General features: G+C 65.2%; 6 protein-coding genes (1 of these 6 running past the window's edge). 5 read left to right on the top strand and 1 reads right to left on the bottom strand.

Annotated elements, in window-relative coordinates:
- Positions 1-633, top strand: a 633-nt coding sequence (locus tag A5791_RS26790) for a glycosyltransferase (protein WP_369828066.1), incomplete at its 5' end; no start/stop codon positions are given.
- Positions 634-705: 72 nt separating this feature from the next.
- Here the strand turns inward: A5791_RS26790 and A5791_RS13505 are convergent.
- Positions 706-1803, bottom strand: a complete 1098-nt coding sequence (locus A5791_RS13505; protein ID WP_067237147.1) for an NAD(P)-dependent oxidoreductase — start codon at positions 1801-1803, stop codon at positions 706-708.
- 393 nt (positions 1804-2196) lie between these two features.
- Here A5791_RS13505 and A5791_RS13500 point away from each other — a divergent pair, with 393 nt between their 5' ends.
- The 4 genes from A5791_RS13500 to A5791_RS13485 form a co-directional block, all read left to right on the top strand.
- Complete coding sequence (locus A5791_RS13500) at positions 2197-2907, top strand: class I SAM-dependent methyltransferase (RefSeq protein ID WP_231995897.1); 711 nt, start codon at positions 2197-2199, stop codon at positions 2905-2907.
- 521 nt (positions 2908-3428) lie between these two features.
- On the top strand, positions 3429-3656 hold the full coding sequence (locus A5791_RS13495) for an MbtH family protein (RefSeq protein ID WP_067237140.1): 228 nt from the start codon (positions 3429-3431) through the stop codon (positions 3654-3656).
- Between the two features lie 37 nt (positions 3657-3693).
- Positions 3694-12825: a non-ribosomal peptide synthetase gene (locus tag A5791_RS13490; protein WP_082966905.1), complete on the top strand. Its 9132-nt coding sequence runs from the start codon at positions 3694-3696 to the stop codon at positions 12823-12825.
- On the top strand, positions 12812-19673 hold the beginning of the coding sequence (locus A5791_RS13485) for a non-ribosomal peptide synthetase (protein WP_082966904.1). The gene runs 13523 nt beyond the window's last position; the window shows 6862 of its 20385 coding nt (coding positions 1-6862); it begins with the start codon at positions 12812-12814; its stop codon lies beyond the right edge, outside the window. Before A5791_RS13490 ends, A5791_RS13485 begins: the two co-directional genes overlap by 14 nt.

The raw sequence follows: 19673 nt of genomic DNA, 5'->3' as shown, positions 1-19673 counted from the left end.
CCCGGTCTGGCGGCCGAATGGGCGAAATGGGATGGCCAGCGACCGTTTGTTGGCGCGCTGACGATGGAGTTGCCGACGGACGCCGATGAGGAAGTCGCCTCATGGATTGCTGCGGGAACACCACCGATCTTCTTCGGTTTTGGCAGCATGCCGCTTAAATCACCGGCGGAGACACTCGCCATGATCGCCACGGTTTGCGAGAAGTTGGGCGAGCGAGCGTTGGTTTGCGCCGCCGGGACTAATTTCAGCGAAGCCACCCAATTCGAGCATGTGAAAGTAGTGGGGACAATGAATTTCGCGGCCGCCTTTCCGGCCTGCCGCGCCGTCGTGCACCACGGCGGCACGGGCACCACGGCCGCGGGGCTGCGCGCCGGAGTACCTACGTTGATCCTTTCGACGTGGCTCGATCAGATTCTCTGGGGAGCTCAGGTCAAACTGCTGGAGGTGGGCACCGCCCGGCCGTTTGAGAGCACTACCGAGCAATCGCTGATAGAGGACCTGCACACCATCCTCGCCCCGGAGTACGCCGCACGGGCCCGCGAGTTCGCGACCCGTATGACCAAGCCAGCTGAAAGTGTCGCCGCCGCCGCCGATCTTGTGGAAGATTTCGCCCGCCGCAAGGGGATTGACTGATCGGCGAAGACAGGCTGCCGCGATGGCCGCCGGGCGCACCTCCTCTGAAGCCCGCAGCGCCACTAATTTTAGTCAGCCTGGCCTGCCGCAGGGCGTGTGATCGCTTGGCCCGGAAAGTAATTCGGGGTGGGCGTCAATCCATTCAAGTAGCGCGCGCAGACCGTGGTCGAGCACCCACTTCGGGCGCCATTGCAGCGCCTTCTCCGCCGGCTCGATGATGCAACTCGCGGCGCGTACATCACCGTCGCGAAACTTCGGCACGACAACGGGTTCCGGGGCGCCGCAGATGGTGCCGATGTTTCGAGCCAGCTCATGGATGGTGGTCGCAACGCCTGACCCGATGTCGAGGTAGCGGGGCTGACCTGCGGGCGTCTGCACCGCGGCGAACACCGCGTCGACGACGTCGTCTATAAAGACGAAATCGCGTACGATCCGACCGTCTTCGTAGACCTCCAACGTGCTTCGCGCGCGCGCCAATCGCGCGAAGAGAGCGACGATTCCGGTGTATGAATTGGTCAGTGACTGGCCTGGCCCGTAGACATTCTGCAGTCGCAGCACACTCAGATTGGTGTCACGCGCCGCCGCCCAAGCTGCCAGCAAGTTTTCCTGCGCGAGTTTGGTCGCGGCGTAAACATTTGTGGGCCGGGGCTCCGTCTGCCTTGCGCAGCTCGGTAGCGGTACCGCAGGCTCACCGTTGGGCCCCTTGGGATCCCAAGCACCCGCCAACAGCTGGGCATGGCTGCGAGGCTGCGGATAGAAGACGTGAGTGCCGCATTGCCAAGCGCCCTCGCCGTAGACGGCCCTTGACGACGCCAGGACGAGCTGGTCGGGCACGAGTGCTGCGCGGGTCAGAGCGTCGAGAAGCTGGGTGGTGCCCACCACGTTGACCAAGCCGTGGCGCGTCGCCTCGGAAAGGGATTGCGCCGTTCCGGTCTCGGCCGCCAGATGGACGATTTGTGTGGGACGAAACAACCGCAGCACCGCGTCCCAGTCAGGGGCGTGGGTGACATCGCCGGTGAATAACCGCACGGATGAAGGCAGATCAATTGCTTGACAGCCGCCGTGCACCTGCGGGTGCAGGACATCCATTACAGCTACCTCGTAGCCGGCTTTGACGAGACGCCGCGATAGCGCCGATCCGATGAAACCTGCCCCACCAGTGACAAGCACGGACATTGACAAGTGAAGAAGCCTCCGGTTGGTGTGCGGAGCACAAATATATGACCGGCACGCATACCGATAATGCGGTCCGGAGCGAATCGTATCGGGGACTGACTCCTACATCACCACGTTCGTCACATAGCTCGGCAATTGATGCGCGACGGTGTGGAGTCCGGCGCCTCGGGGTCAGGGTAAGCTGCTGCGCCTAGGGGGCCGCGCGGATGGAGGTGCTGCCGACTTGATTTGCCCCGTCGAGCGGCTGCGGTTGCGGCGATCGCCTACGAGCTGGGTAGATAGGCCGTTCGGAAGTGGCACGCGACTTTGCGTGTATATATTCCGCGTATTGGAGGGCCCTGCGGACGGATCCCGTATCAGACGCCCCGATACGGAAGAGGATCTCGCGTGAACCGGATCAAGGTCGTGAACCAGGCGCTCGACGGGCGGATGCAGCGCGTGTATCTCGAAATTGGCGTCGAGTGTGGCCGTGCATTCCGGCGTATTGTCGCCGACGAGAAGATCGCCGTCGATCCGGCATTCATGCTGTCGGCGCGCTCCCGAAGGCGAGCTGAAGCGAATGCGCGCGCTACCCACTACTTCGAGATGACCAGCGATGCCTTCTTCGCGAGTCAGGGGTCCTTCCTCGAGCAGCGCGGTATCGACGTCGCCCTGATCGATGGCCTCCATACGTATGAGCAGGTTCTGCGCGACGTTGAGAACACCCTGCGCTATCTGCGGGACGACGGCGTGATCGTCCTGCACGACTGCAACCCCTCGCGCCCTTCGATCGGCTGCCCCGCCACGTCGTACGCCGACTTTCGCGCGCAGAACCGTTGGTGGAACATCTTGTGGAGCGGCGATGTCTGGAAGGCGATAGTTCATCTGCGCAGCACCCGGGACGACCTGCTGATTGCCGTATTGAATGGCGATTTCGGCGTCGGAATCATACGGAAGGGATTGCCGGAATCGCGATTGCCCTATTCTGTGACCGAGGTCGAGGCGCTCAATTACGCTGACCTGACCGCTGACCGCGAGCGCTTGCTGAACCTGAAGCCTCCTACGTATCTCGGCGAATTTCTAGACTCAGAGCGCAAGGTCTCTCCGACGGACACATAGCCGGACGAATCCTAGCAATGTTGGTTTTATGCGATCTCTAGTGGTGGATCAGGTACCAGTGCAATGTTCGGGTCGCACTTTTGCCTGTAATGCCTGGTTCTCGTAATTAAGAGCACGTTCGGTATTCATTAATGCCTTCTTACGGCTCCACTCCAAAATCGAGGAATACCTGGTGTCCGTTGAGCCGTCATCCCCGGGGGAGGTAGTCGCCACCCGAGACGTCTCTAATCTCGGGGTCGCTGCTTGTGATCGCTTTATGAGGACTCTATGGCCCGCCTGTGACCATGGAGTCGCCTTGGCCCCTCTCGTGCTGTGCCCCGGGAAGGCCATTTCCCCTGCATGCCGGCCCCCTCAGAGCGGGGCCGTTACCAAGATGAAATCCCAGCAAACAAACTCTGCCCAGTCCCGGTGATTGTGACCTGCAACACACGCAGGCACTTTGCCGAATCTCCTGACCCACCATGTCGCCCTGCAGTATGGTCGAGTTTCCGCTGACGTCCATTAGATGGTCTGGAGCACTGTTGAGCATCAATCCGTTCGACGACGACAATGGCAGTTTTCTCGTCTTGGTCAACGATGAGGAGCAGCACAGCCTGTGGCCGACTTTTTCGGATGTTCCGGCAGGCTGGCGTGTGGTTTACGGCGAAGCGGACCGCGCAGCGTGTCTGGACTACATCGAATCGAATTGGCCCGACATACGACCCATGAGCCTGCGCGAGAAGCTGACAGCCGGTCGAGCTGTCGATTAATAAATCGTCTGAATCTGGGAGGTAGTGGGGGAGCTGGATGGAGTTCGATGACGGCGCACGTCCGCTGACTCGAGGACAGCTAGACATATGGCTTGCGCACGAAACGGGTCACTCCAGTACTGAGTGGCAGCTCGGCCTACTCGTAAAAATCGAGGGCAGGTTAAATCGTGATGCCCTTAAGTGGACAATCCGGCGCGTGGTCCGAGAGGCCGAACCAATCAGGGTCGCCTGCTTTGAGGCGGAGGACCAGGTTTTACAACGGCCGATTGATTACCCAAATGTTGAGCTCGCCTTCTTTGACCTGAGCCGCTCGAGCGATCCGGTGCAGGAAGTCCACGACATAGCCTTATCGATTCAACGTACGCCAATGCCGTTCACGGGGCCGCTCTTCAAATTTGCGCTATTTCAGACGGGGCGCAATGAGTTCTACCTATTCGCGTGCCTGCACCACATAGTGGCGGACGCATCCGGAGTTGCGCTTGTTGGTCATCGCATTGCGACTGTCTACTCCGCAGTTGCCTCCGGCGCACCTGTCCCACCTGCCTTCTTCGGCTCGTTGCGGGATTTGGTCGAACAGGAGTTGGAATACGAAGCGTCCGTTGACTATCTCGAGGATCAGGCCTATTGGACGCAAAACGTTCCGCTGGAAAGCGACCACTACCACGGGTCGCCGCAAGCCGCGCACGAGCGCGATCCTTCTCAATTTTCTGCGCCCGTTAGGTTGGACCCAACAGTCCAGCGCCGCGTGGACGAGTTATCCGACGTTTGGAACGTCCCTCGGTCATCGGTGATCACCGCGGCGTGCGCACTTCTGGCGCGCGCGTGGTCCGCCGAGGGCTCAGAGGTGGTGCTCGACTTCCCGGTCGGCCGGCGAGTGTCTCCGGAGTCAAAGACGCTTCCCGGGATGCTTGCCGGGGTGGTGCCGCTGGTATTGAGCGTTTCGCCGCGATTGACGGTTGCCGATTTTTGTCGGCATGTCGACACGCGAATAGGGGAAGCGCTGCAGCATCAGAGGTTTCCGGTGCAAGCGCTCGAGCGCAAAGCCCGTTCTCGCGAGCCAGGACAGTCGGCCGCCAGAGTCAGCGTCAATTTCATCCCCACTGCTTTTGCCCTCGACTTCGGTGGTGTGCCCGCATCGGCATCAATGACGAATTCCGGCCTCGTGGGCGCCTTCGGGTTGATGTTCTCGGGGGCGGGTGACGAGCTTTTTCTCAGCACGCTGGGTGCGGGACATCCCTTTTCGAATTTTGATGTTCCCGAATTAGCGGAACGGTTGCAGCGGATTTTGGCAGCGATGACAGCCGAGCCGACGCGGCGATTGTCATCGATCGATGTGCTCTATGGAAATGAACACGCCGGGCTGCATGGGTGGGGCAACCGGACCGTGTTGGCCCAGGCGCCAGCCGTGTCGGTGTCCCTTCCGGGGTTGTTCGCGGCACAGGTGGCCCGCGCGCCAGAGGCCGTGGCGATCAGCTGCGCGGGGCGGTCGTGGACTTACCGCGAACTCGATGAGGCCGCCAACCGGTTGGCGCATGTATTGGCCGACTGCGGTGCGGGCCCGGGACAGCGTGTGGCGCTGCTCTTTTCGCGCTCGGCCGAGGCGATCGTGGCGATTCTGGCGGTGCTCAAGACCGGCGCCGCGTATCTGCCGATCGACCCGGCAGTGCCGGCGGCGCGGGTGGAGTTCATGCTCGACGACGCCGCGCCCATCGCCGCGGTCACCACCGCCGCGCTGGCCGACCGGCTGGAGGGACACGGTCTGCCGGTCATCGATGTCGGCGACCCGCGCATCAGTACCTATCCCTCGACAACGATGCCGGCACCGATGGCGGATGACATCGCCTACCTCATCTACACCTCGGGTACAACCGGTGTTCCCAAGGGCGTAGCCATCACCCACCGCAACGTTGGACAACTACTGGCGGCAATGGACGAGAATCTGGAGCTGGCGGGACAAGTCTGGACGCAATGGCATTCGCTGGCCTTCGACGTCTCGGTGTGCGAAATCTGGGGTGCCCTGTTGCACGGCGGACGACTGGTGGTGGTGCCCGAATCGGTGGCGCGCTCACCCGAAGACTTCCACACTTTGCTGGTCGCCGAACAGGTCAGCGTGTTGAGCCAAACCCCGTCGGCGTTCTACGCGCTACAAGCCGTCGATGCGCTGCAGCCGGAGTGGAAACATCAGCTGAAGCTGCAAACGGTGATATTCGCCGGGGAGGCGCTGGAACCGCGGCGTCTGGGCACGTGGCTCGAAAACCACCCGGGATTGCCGCGCATGATCAACATGTATGGCACGACCGAGACGACCGTGCACGCCTCGTTCCGCGAAATCACCAACGGAGACCTCGACAACCTTGCCAGCCCGATCGGCGGCCCGTTGGCCCACCTTGGCTTCTTTGTTCTGGATGGCTGGATGCAGCCGGTACCGGCCGGTGTGGCGGGTGAACTGTATGTGGCTGGTGGCGGACTGGGTTACGGGTATGTCGGCCGGGCGGGGCTGACGTCGTCGCGGTTTGTGGCGTGTCCGTTCGCGACGGACGGTGCGGGAGCCCCGGGACAACGGATGTATCGCACCGGGGATCTGGTGTGCTGGCGTGACGACGGGCAACTCGAGTATCTGGGGCGAGCGGACGACCAGGTCAAGATCCGCGGGTATCGCATTGAGTTGGGCGAAATCCAGGCGGTATTGGCCGCGCTCGACGGCGTTCAGCAGGCAGTGGTGATCGCCCGCGAGGACCGCCCCGGCGATAAGCGTCTGGTGGGCTATGTCACCGAGTCGGTGACCGGCATTGTGGACCCAGTTGCGGTGCGGACCGCGCTCGCCGAACGGCTCCCGGCCTACATGGTGCCGGTCGCGGTCATGGTGCTGGAGGCGATGCCGCTCACCGTCAACGGCAAGCTCGACAAGCGCGCGCTGCCGGCACCGGAATACCAGGATGGGGATCGTTACCGCGCTCCGGCAAACGCCATCGAGGAGGTTCTGGCCGGTATCTACGCCCAGGTGCTGGGGCTGGAGCGGGTCGGGGTGGACGACGCGTTCTTCGAGCTGGGCGGCGACAGCATTTTGTCGATGCAGGTGGCGTCCCGGGCGCGCGCGGCCGGAGTGCTGTGCCGACCGCGCGACATTTTCGTCGAACAGACCGTGGCCGGGCTGGCCCGGGTTGCCCGGGTGGCCGATGGTGCCGGCGCCACGGTCGATGAGGGTCTCGGGCAGGTCGTGGCCACCCCGATCATGCGCTGGCTGCAGGGCGTGGCGGGTCCGGTTGAGCAGTTCAACCAAACGGTGGTGGTGCAGGCTCCGGCTGGGGTCCGCGAGGCCGACGTCGTGGTCATGTTGCAGGCGTTGCTGGATCGGCATGCCATGCTGCGGCTGCGCGTCGACGGCGACGGTGCGGATGGTTGGTCATTGCACGTGCCTGAGGCGGGCTCGGTTCAGGCCGGCAACGTCCTGCAAACAGTGGACATGCTGTCGGACGAAGCGCTGGTCGATTCTCGGTCCCGGTTGAACCCGGCCGGCGGGGTAATGCTGAGCGCACTCTGGGCGGCTTCGACGGGTCAGCTGGCGTTAGTCGTCCATCACCTAGCCATCGATGGAGTGTCCTGGCGAATTGTGTTGGAGGACCTCAACATTGCCTGGGCCCAGCACCACAGCGGCCAACCGGTGGCGTTGCCGGCGAGTGGAACTTCGTTTGCCCGGTGGGCGTCGCTGCTGCAGGAGCGTGCGCACGACCCCGCAGTGGTGGCCCAAGCCGACGCCTGGCGGCAGGTGGTAGCGGTCCCGGCCGCGTTGCCGGCAGTTCACCCCGCTGTCGATACCTATGCCACCGCCGGGCGATTCACGGCGGAGTTGGACGCTGATACGACCCGGATGCTGTTGGGTGAAGTGCCTGCGGCTTTTCACGCCGGGGTGCACGACATCCTCTTGATCGCCTTCGGTTTGGCGTTGGCGGAGTTGCTGGACAACGGCGGGGTACCGATCGGCATCGATGTGGAGGGCCACGGACGTCACGAGGAACTGGGCGCTGACATTGACTTGTCCCGCACGGTGGGCTGGTTTACCACCAAATACCCGATCTCCTTGAATTTCGGGGGGTCCGCCCGGGGGCTGGACTGGGCGCAGGTGGTGGCCGGTGACGCGGCGCTGGGTGCGGCGATCAAGGACGCCAAAGAGCAGCTTCGTGCGGTGCCCAACGACGTGACCTACGGCGTACTGCGCTACCTGAACCCCGACGTGGACCTGGACGCAACCGACCCGCCGATCGGGTTCAACTACCTGGGCCGACTGGGTGCCGCGGGTGCCGAGCTCTCCGATGAGCCATGGCGGATCAGCAATGAAACGTTGTCCTTCACCGCCGTCGCGGCGGCTCTGCCCCTGCCGTTGGCTCACACCCTGGACCTCAACGCAGGCACCGTCGACACCGAGGCCGGCCCGCACCTGCTCGCCGACTGGACATGGGCGTCCTCGGCGCTGGATCACGGACAAGTGACCCGGCTGACTCAGTTGTTTTTCGACGCGCTGGCCGGTATGTGCGCGCACGTGCGCCGTGGCGGCGGCGGGTTGACGCCGTCTGATGTCGCCCCCGCCCGCCTTAGCCAGCAGCAAATCGATGAGCTGTCCCGGCAATACCCGATTGCCGACGCGCTGCCGCTGACTCCCTTGCAGCAGGGACTGCTCTTCCACACCAGAACTGCCCAGGGTCCCGGCGACGATGTCTATGCGATGCAGCTAGACCTCGCCATCGCCGGTGCCCTTGATCCGAACCGCCTGCGCGAAGCGGTGCACGCTGTGCTCAACCGGCATCCCAACCTATCGGCCCGATTCTGCGAACAGTTCGACGAACCGGTGCAGGTCATCCCGGCCGATCCAGTGGTGGGGTGGCAGTATGTCGACCTCGTCGGCGGCACCGAGGAGCAGGTTCAGGACGTCCAGGCTGCCGAACGCGCCGCAGTCTGCGACTTGGCTGAGCAGCCGGCTTTTCGGGTGGCGCTGATCCGGACCGGCGAAGATAAGCACCGGATTGTGCTGACCGTTCACCACATCGTCGTCGATGGCTGGTCGCTGCCGATCCTGCTGCAGGAGCTTTTCGCCAGCTACTATGGGCAGCCGCTGCCGGGTGCAGTTCCGTATCGCAGGTTCGTCACCTGGCTGGCCGATCGGGACATCGATGCCGCGCGAGCGGCGTGGCGCGACGTGCTCGCCGGTTTCGACACTCCAACATTGGTCGGGCCGCAACACCGCATGGAGCTCGGGCGGCGCAACGTTGCATCGTTCCGAGTGCCGGAGGAAACGACGCGGCTCCTCGGCGAGCTGGCGCGCGCGCACCACACGACTGTCAACACCGTCCTCCAAGGCGCCTGGGCGCAGCTGCTGACCACGCTGACTGGCCGGCACGATGTCGCGTTCGGTGTCGCCGTCTCCGGTCGGCCGGCCGAGTTGCCCGGCGCCGAGTCGATGGTCGGCCTGCTGATCAACACGGTGCCGGTGCGGGCGATCATCACGTCGGGAACCACCACCGCCGATCTGTTGGAGCAGTTGCAAACCGCGCACAATCACACGCTCGACCACCAGCACCTGGCACTCAGCGAGATCCACCGGGTGACCGGTCAGGAACAGCTGTTCGACACGCTCTTCGTCTTCGAGAATTACCCGGTCGATACCGCCGCGTTGACAGCTATCAACGGATTGGCCATCACCGAGTTCAGCAACCGCGAATACAACCACTACCCGCTTGCTGTGCAAGTGATGCCGGGTGGTGAGCTGGGTATTCGCGTGGAATTCGACACCGACGTGTTCGACGCGAACCGGGTCGAGCACTTGATCGAGCGGTTCAAGCGAGTGCTGGCGGCGATGGCCGCCGACCCGGCGCGGCGGCTTTGTGGGCTCGACGTGCTGGACGCGCATGAGCACGCGGAACTGGATCGATGGGGTAACCGGGCGGTTCTGACCGAACCGGCCTCTTCCCAAGCGTCGATCCCGGTGCTGTTTGCCGCGCAGGTCGCGCATGCCCCGCAGGCCGTCGCGATAAGTTGCGCGGAGCGATCATGGACCTACCGCGAACTCGATGATGCGGCGAACCGGCTGGCGCACCTGCTGGCCGCCCAGGGAGCGGGGCCGGGGCATCGGGTGGCGCTGCTGTTGCCACGGTCGGCTGAGGCGATCATGTCGATCCTCGCCGTGTTGAAGACCGGCGCGGCGTATCTCCCCATCGACCCCGCACATCCGGTCGCGCGGATGAAGTTCATGGTTGCTGACTCCGCGCCGATCGCGGCGGTAACCACTGCGGAATTGGCCGACCGGCTGGATGGACAGGAATTGGCGGTCATCGATGTTGACGACCCCCGCATCGGCGCCCAGCCGAGCACAGCACCTGCGGCGCCGGCTCCTGATGACATCGCCTACATCATCTACACCTCGGGTACTACCGGTGTCCCGAAGGGTGTGGCCGTCGCCCACCAGAACGTGACGCGTCTGCTGGAATCCCTCGACGCCGAGGTGGCGCTCGGCCAGGTGTGGACCCAGTGCCATTCCCTGGCCTTCGATTTCTCGGTATGGGAGATCTGGGGCGCGCTGCTGCACGGTGGGCGTCTGGTCGTGGTGCCGGACTCAGTGGTTCGGTCACCAGACGACCTGCACGCGTTGCTGGTGAAGGAACAGGTCGGCGTGCTGAGCCAGACTCCGTCGGCGTTTTATGCATTGCAGACCGCCGACGCGTTGCAGCCTGAGCTGGGACGTCAGCTGAAGCTACAGACGGTGGTGTTCGGTGGCGAGGCTCTCGAGCCACAGCGACTCGGGACGTGGTTGGAACACCACCCGGGATTGCCGCGGCTGATCAACATGTACGGCATCACCGAGACGACCGTGCATGCCTCATTCCGCGAGATTGCCGGCAGTGACGTTGAGAGCAATGTCAGTCCGATCGGAGGGCCCCTGGCCCATCTCGGCTTCTTCGTGCTGGACGGATGGTTGCGCCCGGTGCCCGCAGGTGTGGTCGGCGAACTGTATGTGGCCGGGGCCGGACAGGCCTACGGGTATGTGGGCCGAGCCGGGTTGACTTCGTCGCGCTTCGTGGCATGCCCGTTCGGCGCAGCGGGCAGTGCGGGACAGCGTATGTATCGCACCGGGGATTTGGTGCGTTGGGGGACCGACGGGCAGCTCCGGTACGTGGGGCGGGCCGACGAGCAGGTCAAGATCCGCGGCTATCGCATCGAGCTCGGTGAGATCCAGGCGGCGCTCATCGCGGTGGACGGGGTCGAGCAGGCCGTGGTGATCGCTCGTGAGGACCGCCCGGGCGACAAACGGCTGGTGGGCTACGTCACCGAGTCGGCGCCCGCGACGATCGACCCGGCCGTCGTGCGCAGCGCGCTCAGTGAGCGGCTGCCGTCGTACATGGTGCCGACCGCAGTGGCGGTGTTGGACGCGTTGCCGTTGACGATCAACGGAAAGCTGGACATCCGGGCGCTGCCGGCCCCGGAGTACCAGGAGGTCGTCGATAATCGTGCTCCGGCCAACACCGTCGAGGAGATCCTGGCCGGCATTTACGCGCAGGTCCTCGGCGTCGACCGGGTTGGGGTCGACGACTCGTTCTTCGAGCTGGGCGGGGACAGCATCTTGTCGATGCAGGTGGTGGCGCGGGCCCGGTCGGCCGGCGTCTTGTGCAAACCGCGCGACATTTTCGTCGAGAAGACCGTCGCCGGGCTGGCCCGGGTGGCCCGGGTGGCCGACGGTGCCGGCGGCCCGGTCGACGAGGGGCTCGGGCCGGTGGTGGCAACGCCAATCATGAGGTGGCTGCACGACCTGGACGGTCCGGTCGATCAGTTCAACCAGACGATGGTGGTCCAGGCCCCGGCAGGTGTCGGCGAGGCCGACGTGGTGGCGGTGTTGCAGGCGTTGCTGGATCGGCATGCCATGTTGCGGCTGCGCGTCGACGACGACGGCGCCGATGGTTGGGCGTTGCACGTGCCCGAGGCCGGGTCGGTCCACGCGAGCGAATGCCTGCAAGTGGTCGACGTGCTGTCAGACGAAGCGCTGCTCGATGCCCGATCCCGGTTGAACCCCGCCACCGGGGCGATGGTCAGCGCGCTGTGGGTAGCCGCTACGAGCCAGTTGGTGTTGATCGTTCACCACCTGGCGGTCGACGGAGTGTCCTGGCGAATCCTGGTGGAGGACATGAACATCGCTTGGGCCCAGCACCGGGATGGCCGGCAGGTGGCCTTGCCGCCGACGGGAACGTCGTTCGCCCGGTGGTCGTCGCTGCTGGCCGAGCACGCGCGCGCCCGGGAGGTCGTGGACCAGACCGACTCGTGGCGCCAAGTGGTATCGGTACCGGCCGTGCTGCCGCCGGTGCAACCCGCACGCGACACCTATGCCACTGCCGAGCATTTGTCGGCGGAGCTGGACCCAGACACGACCCGGATGCTCTTGGGTGAGGCACCTACGGCGTTCCACGCAGGGGTGCACGAGATCCTGTTGGTCGCGTTCGGCTTGGCGCTGGCGGAGTTCTTGGGCACCGGCCGTGCACCGATCGGTATCGATGTGGAGGGTCACGGACGCCAGGAAGAAATCGGCGTTGACGTGGACTTGTCGCGCACTGTTGCCTGGTTCACCACCAAATACCCTGTGTCATTGACTGTGGGTGGGCTGTCCTGGAAGCGCGTAGTGAGCGGCGAGGCCGCACTGGGCACGCTCATCAAGGATGCCAAAGAGCAGCTCCGGGCCCTCCCAGACGGTTTGACTTACGGTCTGTTGCGTTATCTGAACAGCGACGTCGACCTGGCCGGGTCTGACCCGCTGATCGGGTTCAACTATTTGGGGCGATTGGGTAGCGCCGCGGCTCAGGCGTCCGGTGACGGGTGGCGGATCAGCCAGGACGACTGGGCGGTCACCGGTGCCAGCGCGGCAACACCCACACCGCTCGCACACGCCCTTGACCTCAACGCCATAACCGTCGACACCGACAGCGGCCCGCAGTTGCAGGCCAATTGGACGTGGGCGCCCTCGGCACTCAACCGGGCGCAGGTCACCCGGCTGAGTCGGTTGTGGTTCGAGGCCCTGGCGGGCATCTGCGCGCACGTGCGAGGCGGCGGGGGCGGTTTGACGCCGTCTGATATCGGCGCCCGTCTCAGCCAGCAGCAGCTCGACGAGCTTCAGAGGTTGTATGCGGATCGCTGACGTATTGCCTTTGACGCCGTTGCAGCAGGGGCTTCTGTTTCACGCCAGCACCGCTCAGGGTAACGACGACGACGTCTATGCGGTGCAACTGGATATCACGTTGAGTGGTCGGCTCGATCAGCACCGGCTGCGTGATGCGGTACACACAGTGGTCAACCGGCATCCCCACTTGTTAGCCCGATTCTCCGACCAGTTTGACGAGCCGGTTCAGATCATTCCGGCCGATCCCGAGGCCCCCTGGCGTTATATCGAACTGGACGCCGACGATGCCGATGCCGAAGTCGAGATCCAGCGGATATGTGCCGATGAGCGGGCCGCAGTATGTGACCTCGCCGACCAGCCGGCCCTTCGGGCGGCGTTGATCCGCACCGGCGAAGATCGGCACCGGTTGGTGCTCACCAATCACCACATCGTGATGGACGGCTGGTCGCTGCCGATCCTGCTGCAGGAGATTTTTGCCAGCTACTACGGACAGCCCCTGCCCGGCGCGGTCCCGTATCGCAGATTTGTGAACTGGCTCGCCGATCGCGACCTTGATAGCGCCCGCACGGCGTGGCGTGAGGTGTTGGCCGGCTTCGACACCCCCACCTTGGTGAGTCCCCCAGGCCGGTTGGGACGGGGGCCGCAAGGGGTGGCGTCGTTTCAGGTGCCTGAGCAGATCACGCGCGCCGTCGGCGAGCTGGCGCGCTCCTGTCACACCACCGTAAACACGGTGCTCCACGCCGCCTTCGCGCAACTGCTGTGCCAGCTGACCGGACAGCACGATGTCGTCTTCGGCACCGCGATCTCAGGTAGGCCCGCCGAGTTACCCGGCGCGGACTCGATCGTGGGCCTGTTGATCAACACGGTGCCGGTGCGGGGGCGTATTACCACTGCCACCACCACCACCGACCTGCTCGATCAGCTGCACAACGCGCAAAACCACACGCTCGAGCACCAGCACTTGGCGCTCAGCGAGATCCACCGAGTCACCGGTCACGACAAATTGTTCGACACCATGTTCGCGTACGAGAACTACCCGATCGACGCTGCCGAGCTGTCGGGCACCGATGGGTTGGCCGTCACCGAGCTCAACAACCGCGAATACAACCATTACCCGCTTGTGGTGCTGGCCGAACCGGGCCGCGAACTGGACCTTCACGTCCAATTCGACACCGACGTGTTCGACGCGACCAGCATCGAATCACTGATCGAGCGATTCAACCGGGTGCTGGCGGCCATGACCGCCGACCCGACGCAGCGGCTGTCGGCTATGGATGTGCTCGACGCCGGTGAGCACGACAGGCTGGACGGGTGGGGCAACCGGGCCGTCCTGGACCAGCCAGCGCAGATATCGGGGTCGATTCCAGCATTGTTCGCCGCGCAAGTCGCCCGGGCCCCGGAGGCAGTCGCGATCAGCTGCGGGGAACGTTCGTGGACGTATCGCGAACTCGATGAGGCCGCGAACCGGTTGGCGCACTTGTTGGCAGGCCACGGTGCGGGCCCGGGTGAGCGGGTGGCGCTGCTGTTCTCCCGATCGGCCGAGGCGGTCGTCGCCATGTTGGCCGTGCTGAAAACCGGGGCGGCATACCTGCCGATCGACCCGGCGCATGGGACAGCGCGGATGGAGTTCATGGTTGGCGATGCGGCGCCGATCGCCGCGATCACCACCGGGGGCCTGCGGTCGCGGCTGGATGGACGTGACCTGCTGGTCATCGACGTCGAAGACCCGGTTGTTGACACCCAGCCCAGCACCGCACCACCGCTACCAGCTCCCGACGACATCGCCTACCTCATCTACACCTCCGGCACCACCGGTGTGCCGAAGGGCGTGGCGGTCGCTCACTGCAACGTGACCCGGCTGCTGGGGTCATTGGACGCCGAGCTGGCGCCCGGACGGGTTTGGTCGCAGTCTCACTCCCTGGCTTTCGACTTTTCGGTGTGGGAGATCTGGGGCGCGCTGCTGGGTGGCGGTCGGCTGGTGGTGGTGCCCGACGAGGTGGTCCGCTCACCGGAAGACATGCACGCCCTCCTGGTCGCTGAACAGGTCAGCGTGTTGAGCCAGACCCCATCGGCGTTTTATGCGCTGCAAACCGTCGACGCGCAACTGTGGTGGCAAACCGAGATCACGTCGTTCGAGCGCTCGGTGACGCACTGGCTCGGCATGAGCCAATCGCGCTCGGCTGAGACCGCAGGTCAGCTCAAGCTGCAGACGGTGGTGTTTGGTGGTGAAGCGCTAGAACCCCGGCGTCTCGAGACGTGGCTGGACAACCATCCCGGATCACCACGGTTGCTCAACATGTATGGCATCACCGAGACGACGGTGCATGCCTCGATCCGGCAGATCGTCTACCGCGATGTCGACAGCACCGCCAGCCCCATCGGTGTGCCGTTGGCGCATCTGGCCTTTTTTGTGCTGGATAACTGGTTGCGTCCGGTGCCTGTCGGTGTGGTCGGTGAGTTGTATGTGGCCGGCGCCGGATTGGGCGTCGGGTATTGGCGTCGGGCCGGCTTGACGGCGTCGCGGTTTCTGGCCTGTCCGTTCGGCGGTGCGGGAACGCGCATGTACCGCACCGGGGATCTGGTGCGTTGGGGCGCCGATGGGCAGCTGCAGTATCAGGGTCGCTCCGATGAGCAGGTCAAGATCCGCGGGTACCGCATCGAGCTCGGTGACGTGCAAGCCGCCCTGAGCGGGCTGGACGGCGTGGAGCAGGCGGAGGTTATTGTCCGCGAGGACCACCCCGGCGACAAGCGGCTGGTGGGGTATGTGACCGGGACCGCAGACCCGGTTCTGGTGCGGACCGCGCTCGCCGAGCGGCTGCCGGCCTACATGGTCCCGGCGGCCGTGGTGGGGCTGGAAACGCTGCCGCTGACTGTCAACGGCAAACTCGACAAACGAGCCCTACCGGCACCGGAATACCAGGAAGGCGATCGTTACCGCCCCCCGGCCAGCGCGGTCGAGGAGATCCTGGCCGGCATCTACGCCGGAGTGCTGGGGCTGGAGGGGGTCGGGGTCGACGACTCGTTCTTCGAGCTGGGTGGGGACAGCATCCTGACGATGCAGGTGGTGGCGCGCGCTCGCGCGGCTGGCCTGCTGTGCAAGCCGCGCGATGTTTTCGCCGAGCAGACCGTGGCCCGGCTGGCCCGGGTGGCCCGCGTCGCCGACGCTGCCCGTGGCGTCATCGACGAAGGCATCGGCCCGGTGCAGGCCACCCCGATCATGCGGTGGCTGCTAAGCGTGGACGGGCCGGTCGATCAGTTCAACCAGGCGGTGGTGATACAGGCTCCCGCCGACGTGACCGAAGCCGACGTGGCGGTGGTCTTGCAGGCGTTGCTGGATCGGCATGCCATGTTGCGGCTGCGCGTCGACGACGACGGTGCCGGTGGTTGGTCGTTGCACGTGCCCGAAGCGGGATCCGTGCAGGCGAGCGGGTGCCTGCACGCGGTGGACGTGCTGTCGGACAACGCGCTGCGGCAGGCGCGCGCCCGGTTGAACCCAGCCGCCGGGGCGATGGTGAGCGCACTGTGGGTGACCCCCACTAGCCAATTGGTCGTGCTCATCCACCATCTCGCCGTCGACGGAGTGTCGTGGCGCATTCTTCTGGAAGACCTCAACGTGTCCTGGGGCCAGCATCGCGCCGGGAAGACGGCGGCCTTGCCGATGGGCGGGACGTCGTTTGCCCGGTGGGCGAAGCTGCTGGTCGAGTATGCGCGCCGCCCCGAGGTCGTGGAGCAAGCCGAGACGTGGCGGCGAGTGGCGGCGACACCGGCCGCGCTGCCTCCGTTGCGCCCCGAGACGGATACCTATGAACGCGCCGGGCACCTGTCAGCGGATCTGGATGTCGAGACCACCCGCATGCTGCTGGGCGAGGTCCCCGCGGCGTTTCATGCCGGGGTGCAAGACGTTCTGCTGATCGCGTTCGGCCTGGCGTTGGCACAGTTTTTGGGCACCGGTCGTGCGCCGATCGGCATCGATGTGGAGGGCCACGGCCGCCAAGAGGAGCTGGCCTCCGATGTGGACTTGTCGCGCACGGTGGGTTGGTTCACCAGCAAATACCCAGTGGCGTTGAACGTCGGGGGGATCGCCGGTGCGCCGTCGTGGGGGCAGGTGGTGGCCGGCGAGGCAGCGCTGGGTGCGGCGATCAAGGACGCCAAAGAGCAGCTGCGAGCCCTCCCGGACGGGTTGACCTACGGCGTGCTGCGGTACCTGAACAGCGAGGTCGACCTAGACGGGAACGACCCGCCGATCGGGTTCAACTATCTGGGTCGGCTGGGCGTTGCGACCGAGCTCACCGACGACCTGTGGCGGGTCAGCGGAGAAGGCTTGTCATCGACCCGCGCGGCCGCGGCACCCATGCCGCTGATGCACACGCTGGACCTCGACGCCGGCACCGTGGACAACGGCATCGGCCCGCAGTTGCGCGCCAACTGGACCTGGGCGCCGTCGGCACTGGATCGCCCACAGATTAGCCGCCTCAGCCAGTTATGGTTTGAAGCCCTCGCGGGCATCTGCGCACATGTGCGTCGCGGTGGGGGCGGGCTGACCCCGTCCGATATCGCACCTGCCCGGTTGAGCCAGCCAGAAATCGACGAGCTTTACCGGCAATACCGGATCGCCGACGTGCTCCCGCTGACGCCGGTTCAGCACGGTCTGCTCTTTCACGCCAGCGCGGCGCAAGGCGGCACTGACGATATATATGCGGTGCAGTCGGCGATCACCGTGGCCGGCCCGCTGGACCCCAACCGCCTGCGCGATGCGGTGCACACGGTGATCAGCCGGCACCCCAACCTGGCGGCCAGATTCTGCTCCCAGTTCGACGAGCCGGTTCAGATCATTCCGGCCCATCCCGAGGCCGGGTGGCGGTATGTCGAGCTGGACGGCGCGGACCCAGACCTTCTAGATCCTGAGGAGCAGATCCAGCGGGTGTGCGCCGAAGAGCGCACCGCAGTCTGCGACCTCGCCAACCCCCCGCTGTTCCGGACGGTTTTGATCCGCACGGCAGCTGACCGGCATCGCGCTGTGTTCACCTTCCACCACATCGTGGTGGACGGTTGGTCGCTGCCGATCCTGCTGCAGGAAGTCTTCGCCAGTTACTACGGACATCGACTGCCTGCCGCCCCGCAATATCGGAGGTTCGTCAGCTGGCTGGCCGATCGCGACCTCGACGGCGCCCGCGCTGCCTGGCGCGAGGTGCTGGCGGGTTTTGACGCCCCCACTTTGGTGGGCCCGGCGGGCCGGTTGGAGCTGGGGCAGCGCGGCGTCGCCTCGTTCCGGGTGCCGGAAGCGACCACCGAGGCGCTGGGCCAGCTGGCCCGCTCGCGCCACACCACCGTCAACACCGTGCTGCAGGGCGCCTGGGCGCAGCTGCTGATGTGGCTCACCGGCCAGCACGACGTCGCATTCGGGATTGCGCTGTCGGGCCGGCCGGCGGAGGTCGCCTGGGCGGAATCAATGGTGGGGCTGATGATCAACACGGTGCCGGTGCGCGCACACAGCACGCCGGCAACCACGTTCGCAGAATTGCTGGACCAGCTCCAACACACCTACAGCGACACACTTGAACATCAGCACCTGGCGCTCAGCGAGATTCACCGCATTACCGGCCACGATCACCTCTTCGACACCCTCTTCGTCTACGAGAACTACCCGATCGATACCGCCGCGATGGCGAGCGACGACGGGCTGACCATCGCCGAAATAACCGGCCGCGAATACAACCACTACCCCCTTGCCGTGATGGTGTTGCCGGACAGCGAACTCGGCCTCCGCGTCGAATTCGACACCGATGTGTTCGACGCGGCCGACGTCGACAAGCTCATCGCGAGGCTGCAGCGGCTACTGCTGGCGATGATCGCCGACCCCAGTGCACGGTTGTCGTCGGTGGATCTGCTCGACGGGTCCGAGCACGCCCGGCTGGATGAGTGGTCCAACCGGGCGGTACTGGTCCAGCCCGTGCCAGCCTCGGCGTCGTCGTCGATTCCGGCGGTGTTCGCCGCGCAGGTGGCTCGTGCTCCGCAGGCGACGGCGTTGACGTGTGGGCAGCGTTCGTGGACCTACCGGGAGCTCGACGAGGCGGCTAATCGGTTGGCGCACTTGTTGATTGAGCAGGGCGCGGGCCCGGGTCAGTCTGTGGCGTTGATGTTCTCCCGGTCGGCCGAGGCGATCGTGTCGATTCTGGCGGTGCTCAAGACCGGGGCGGCGTACATGCCGATCGACCCGGCGCTGCCGGCGGCGCGGGTGCAGTTCATGGTGGGCGATGCGAGACCGGTTGCCGCGCTGACGACCGCCGGGCTGACCGACCGGCTCGCTGGATGTGAGCTGGTAGTCGTCGACGTCGGGGACCCCCGCATCGAGACGTATCCGTGCACGGAGTTGCCCGCCCCGGCGCCAGACGAGCTGGCTTACCTGATCTACACCTCGGGCACGACCGGGGTGCCCAAAGGGGTGGCCGTTGCCCACCGCAACGTGACCCAGTTGGTGGAGTCGCTGCCTGCGGGCCTACCGGGGCAGGTGTGGTCGCAGTGGCATTCCTACAGCTTCGACGTGTCGGTTTGGGAGATTTTCGGAGCGCTGTTGCACGGTGGGCGCCTGGTGGTAGTCCCGGAGTCGGTGGCGCGGTCACCGGAAGATTTTCATGCGCTGCTGGTCGCTGAAGAAGTCAGCGTGTTGGGCCAAACCCCTTCCGCGGTGGGCATCTTGTCGCCGGAGGGCCTGGACTCGACGGCGTTGATGGTCGCTGGGGAGGCGTGCCCGGTCGAGCTGATGCAGCGGTGGGCTCCGGGGCGGGTGATGATCAACGCCTACGGCCCGACCGAGGCCACGGTGTACGCGGCGATGAGTGCGCCGCTGGGTGCGGACTCGGCGAAAA

This window comes from Mycobacterium sp. 852002-51163_SCH5372311 (genome assembly GCF_001667115.1).
GTDB lineage: Bacteria > Actinomycetota > Actinomycetes > Mycobacteriales > Mycobacteriaceae > Mycobacterium.
The sequence above is the reverse complement of the archived record's forward strand: the minus strand, read 5'-3'. Positions and strand labels throughout refer to the sequence as shown.

Coding starts and splice junctions, on each gene's coding strand:
- A5791_RS13490 (WP_082966905.1), top strand. CDS start 3,694: ATGGAGTTCGATGACGGCGCACGTCCGCTGACTCGAGGACAGCTAGAC.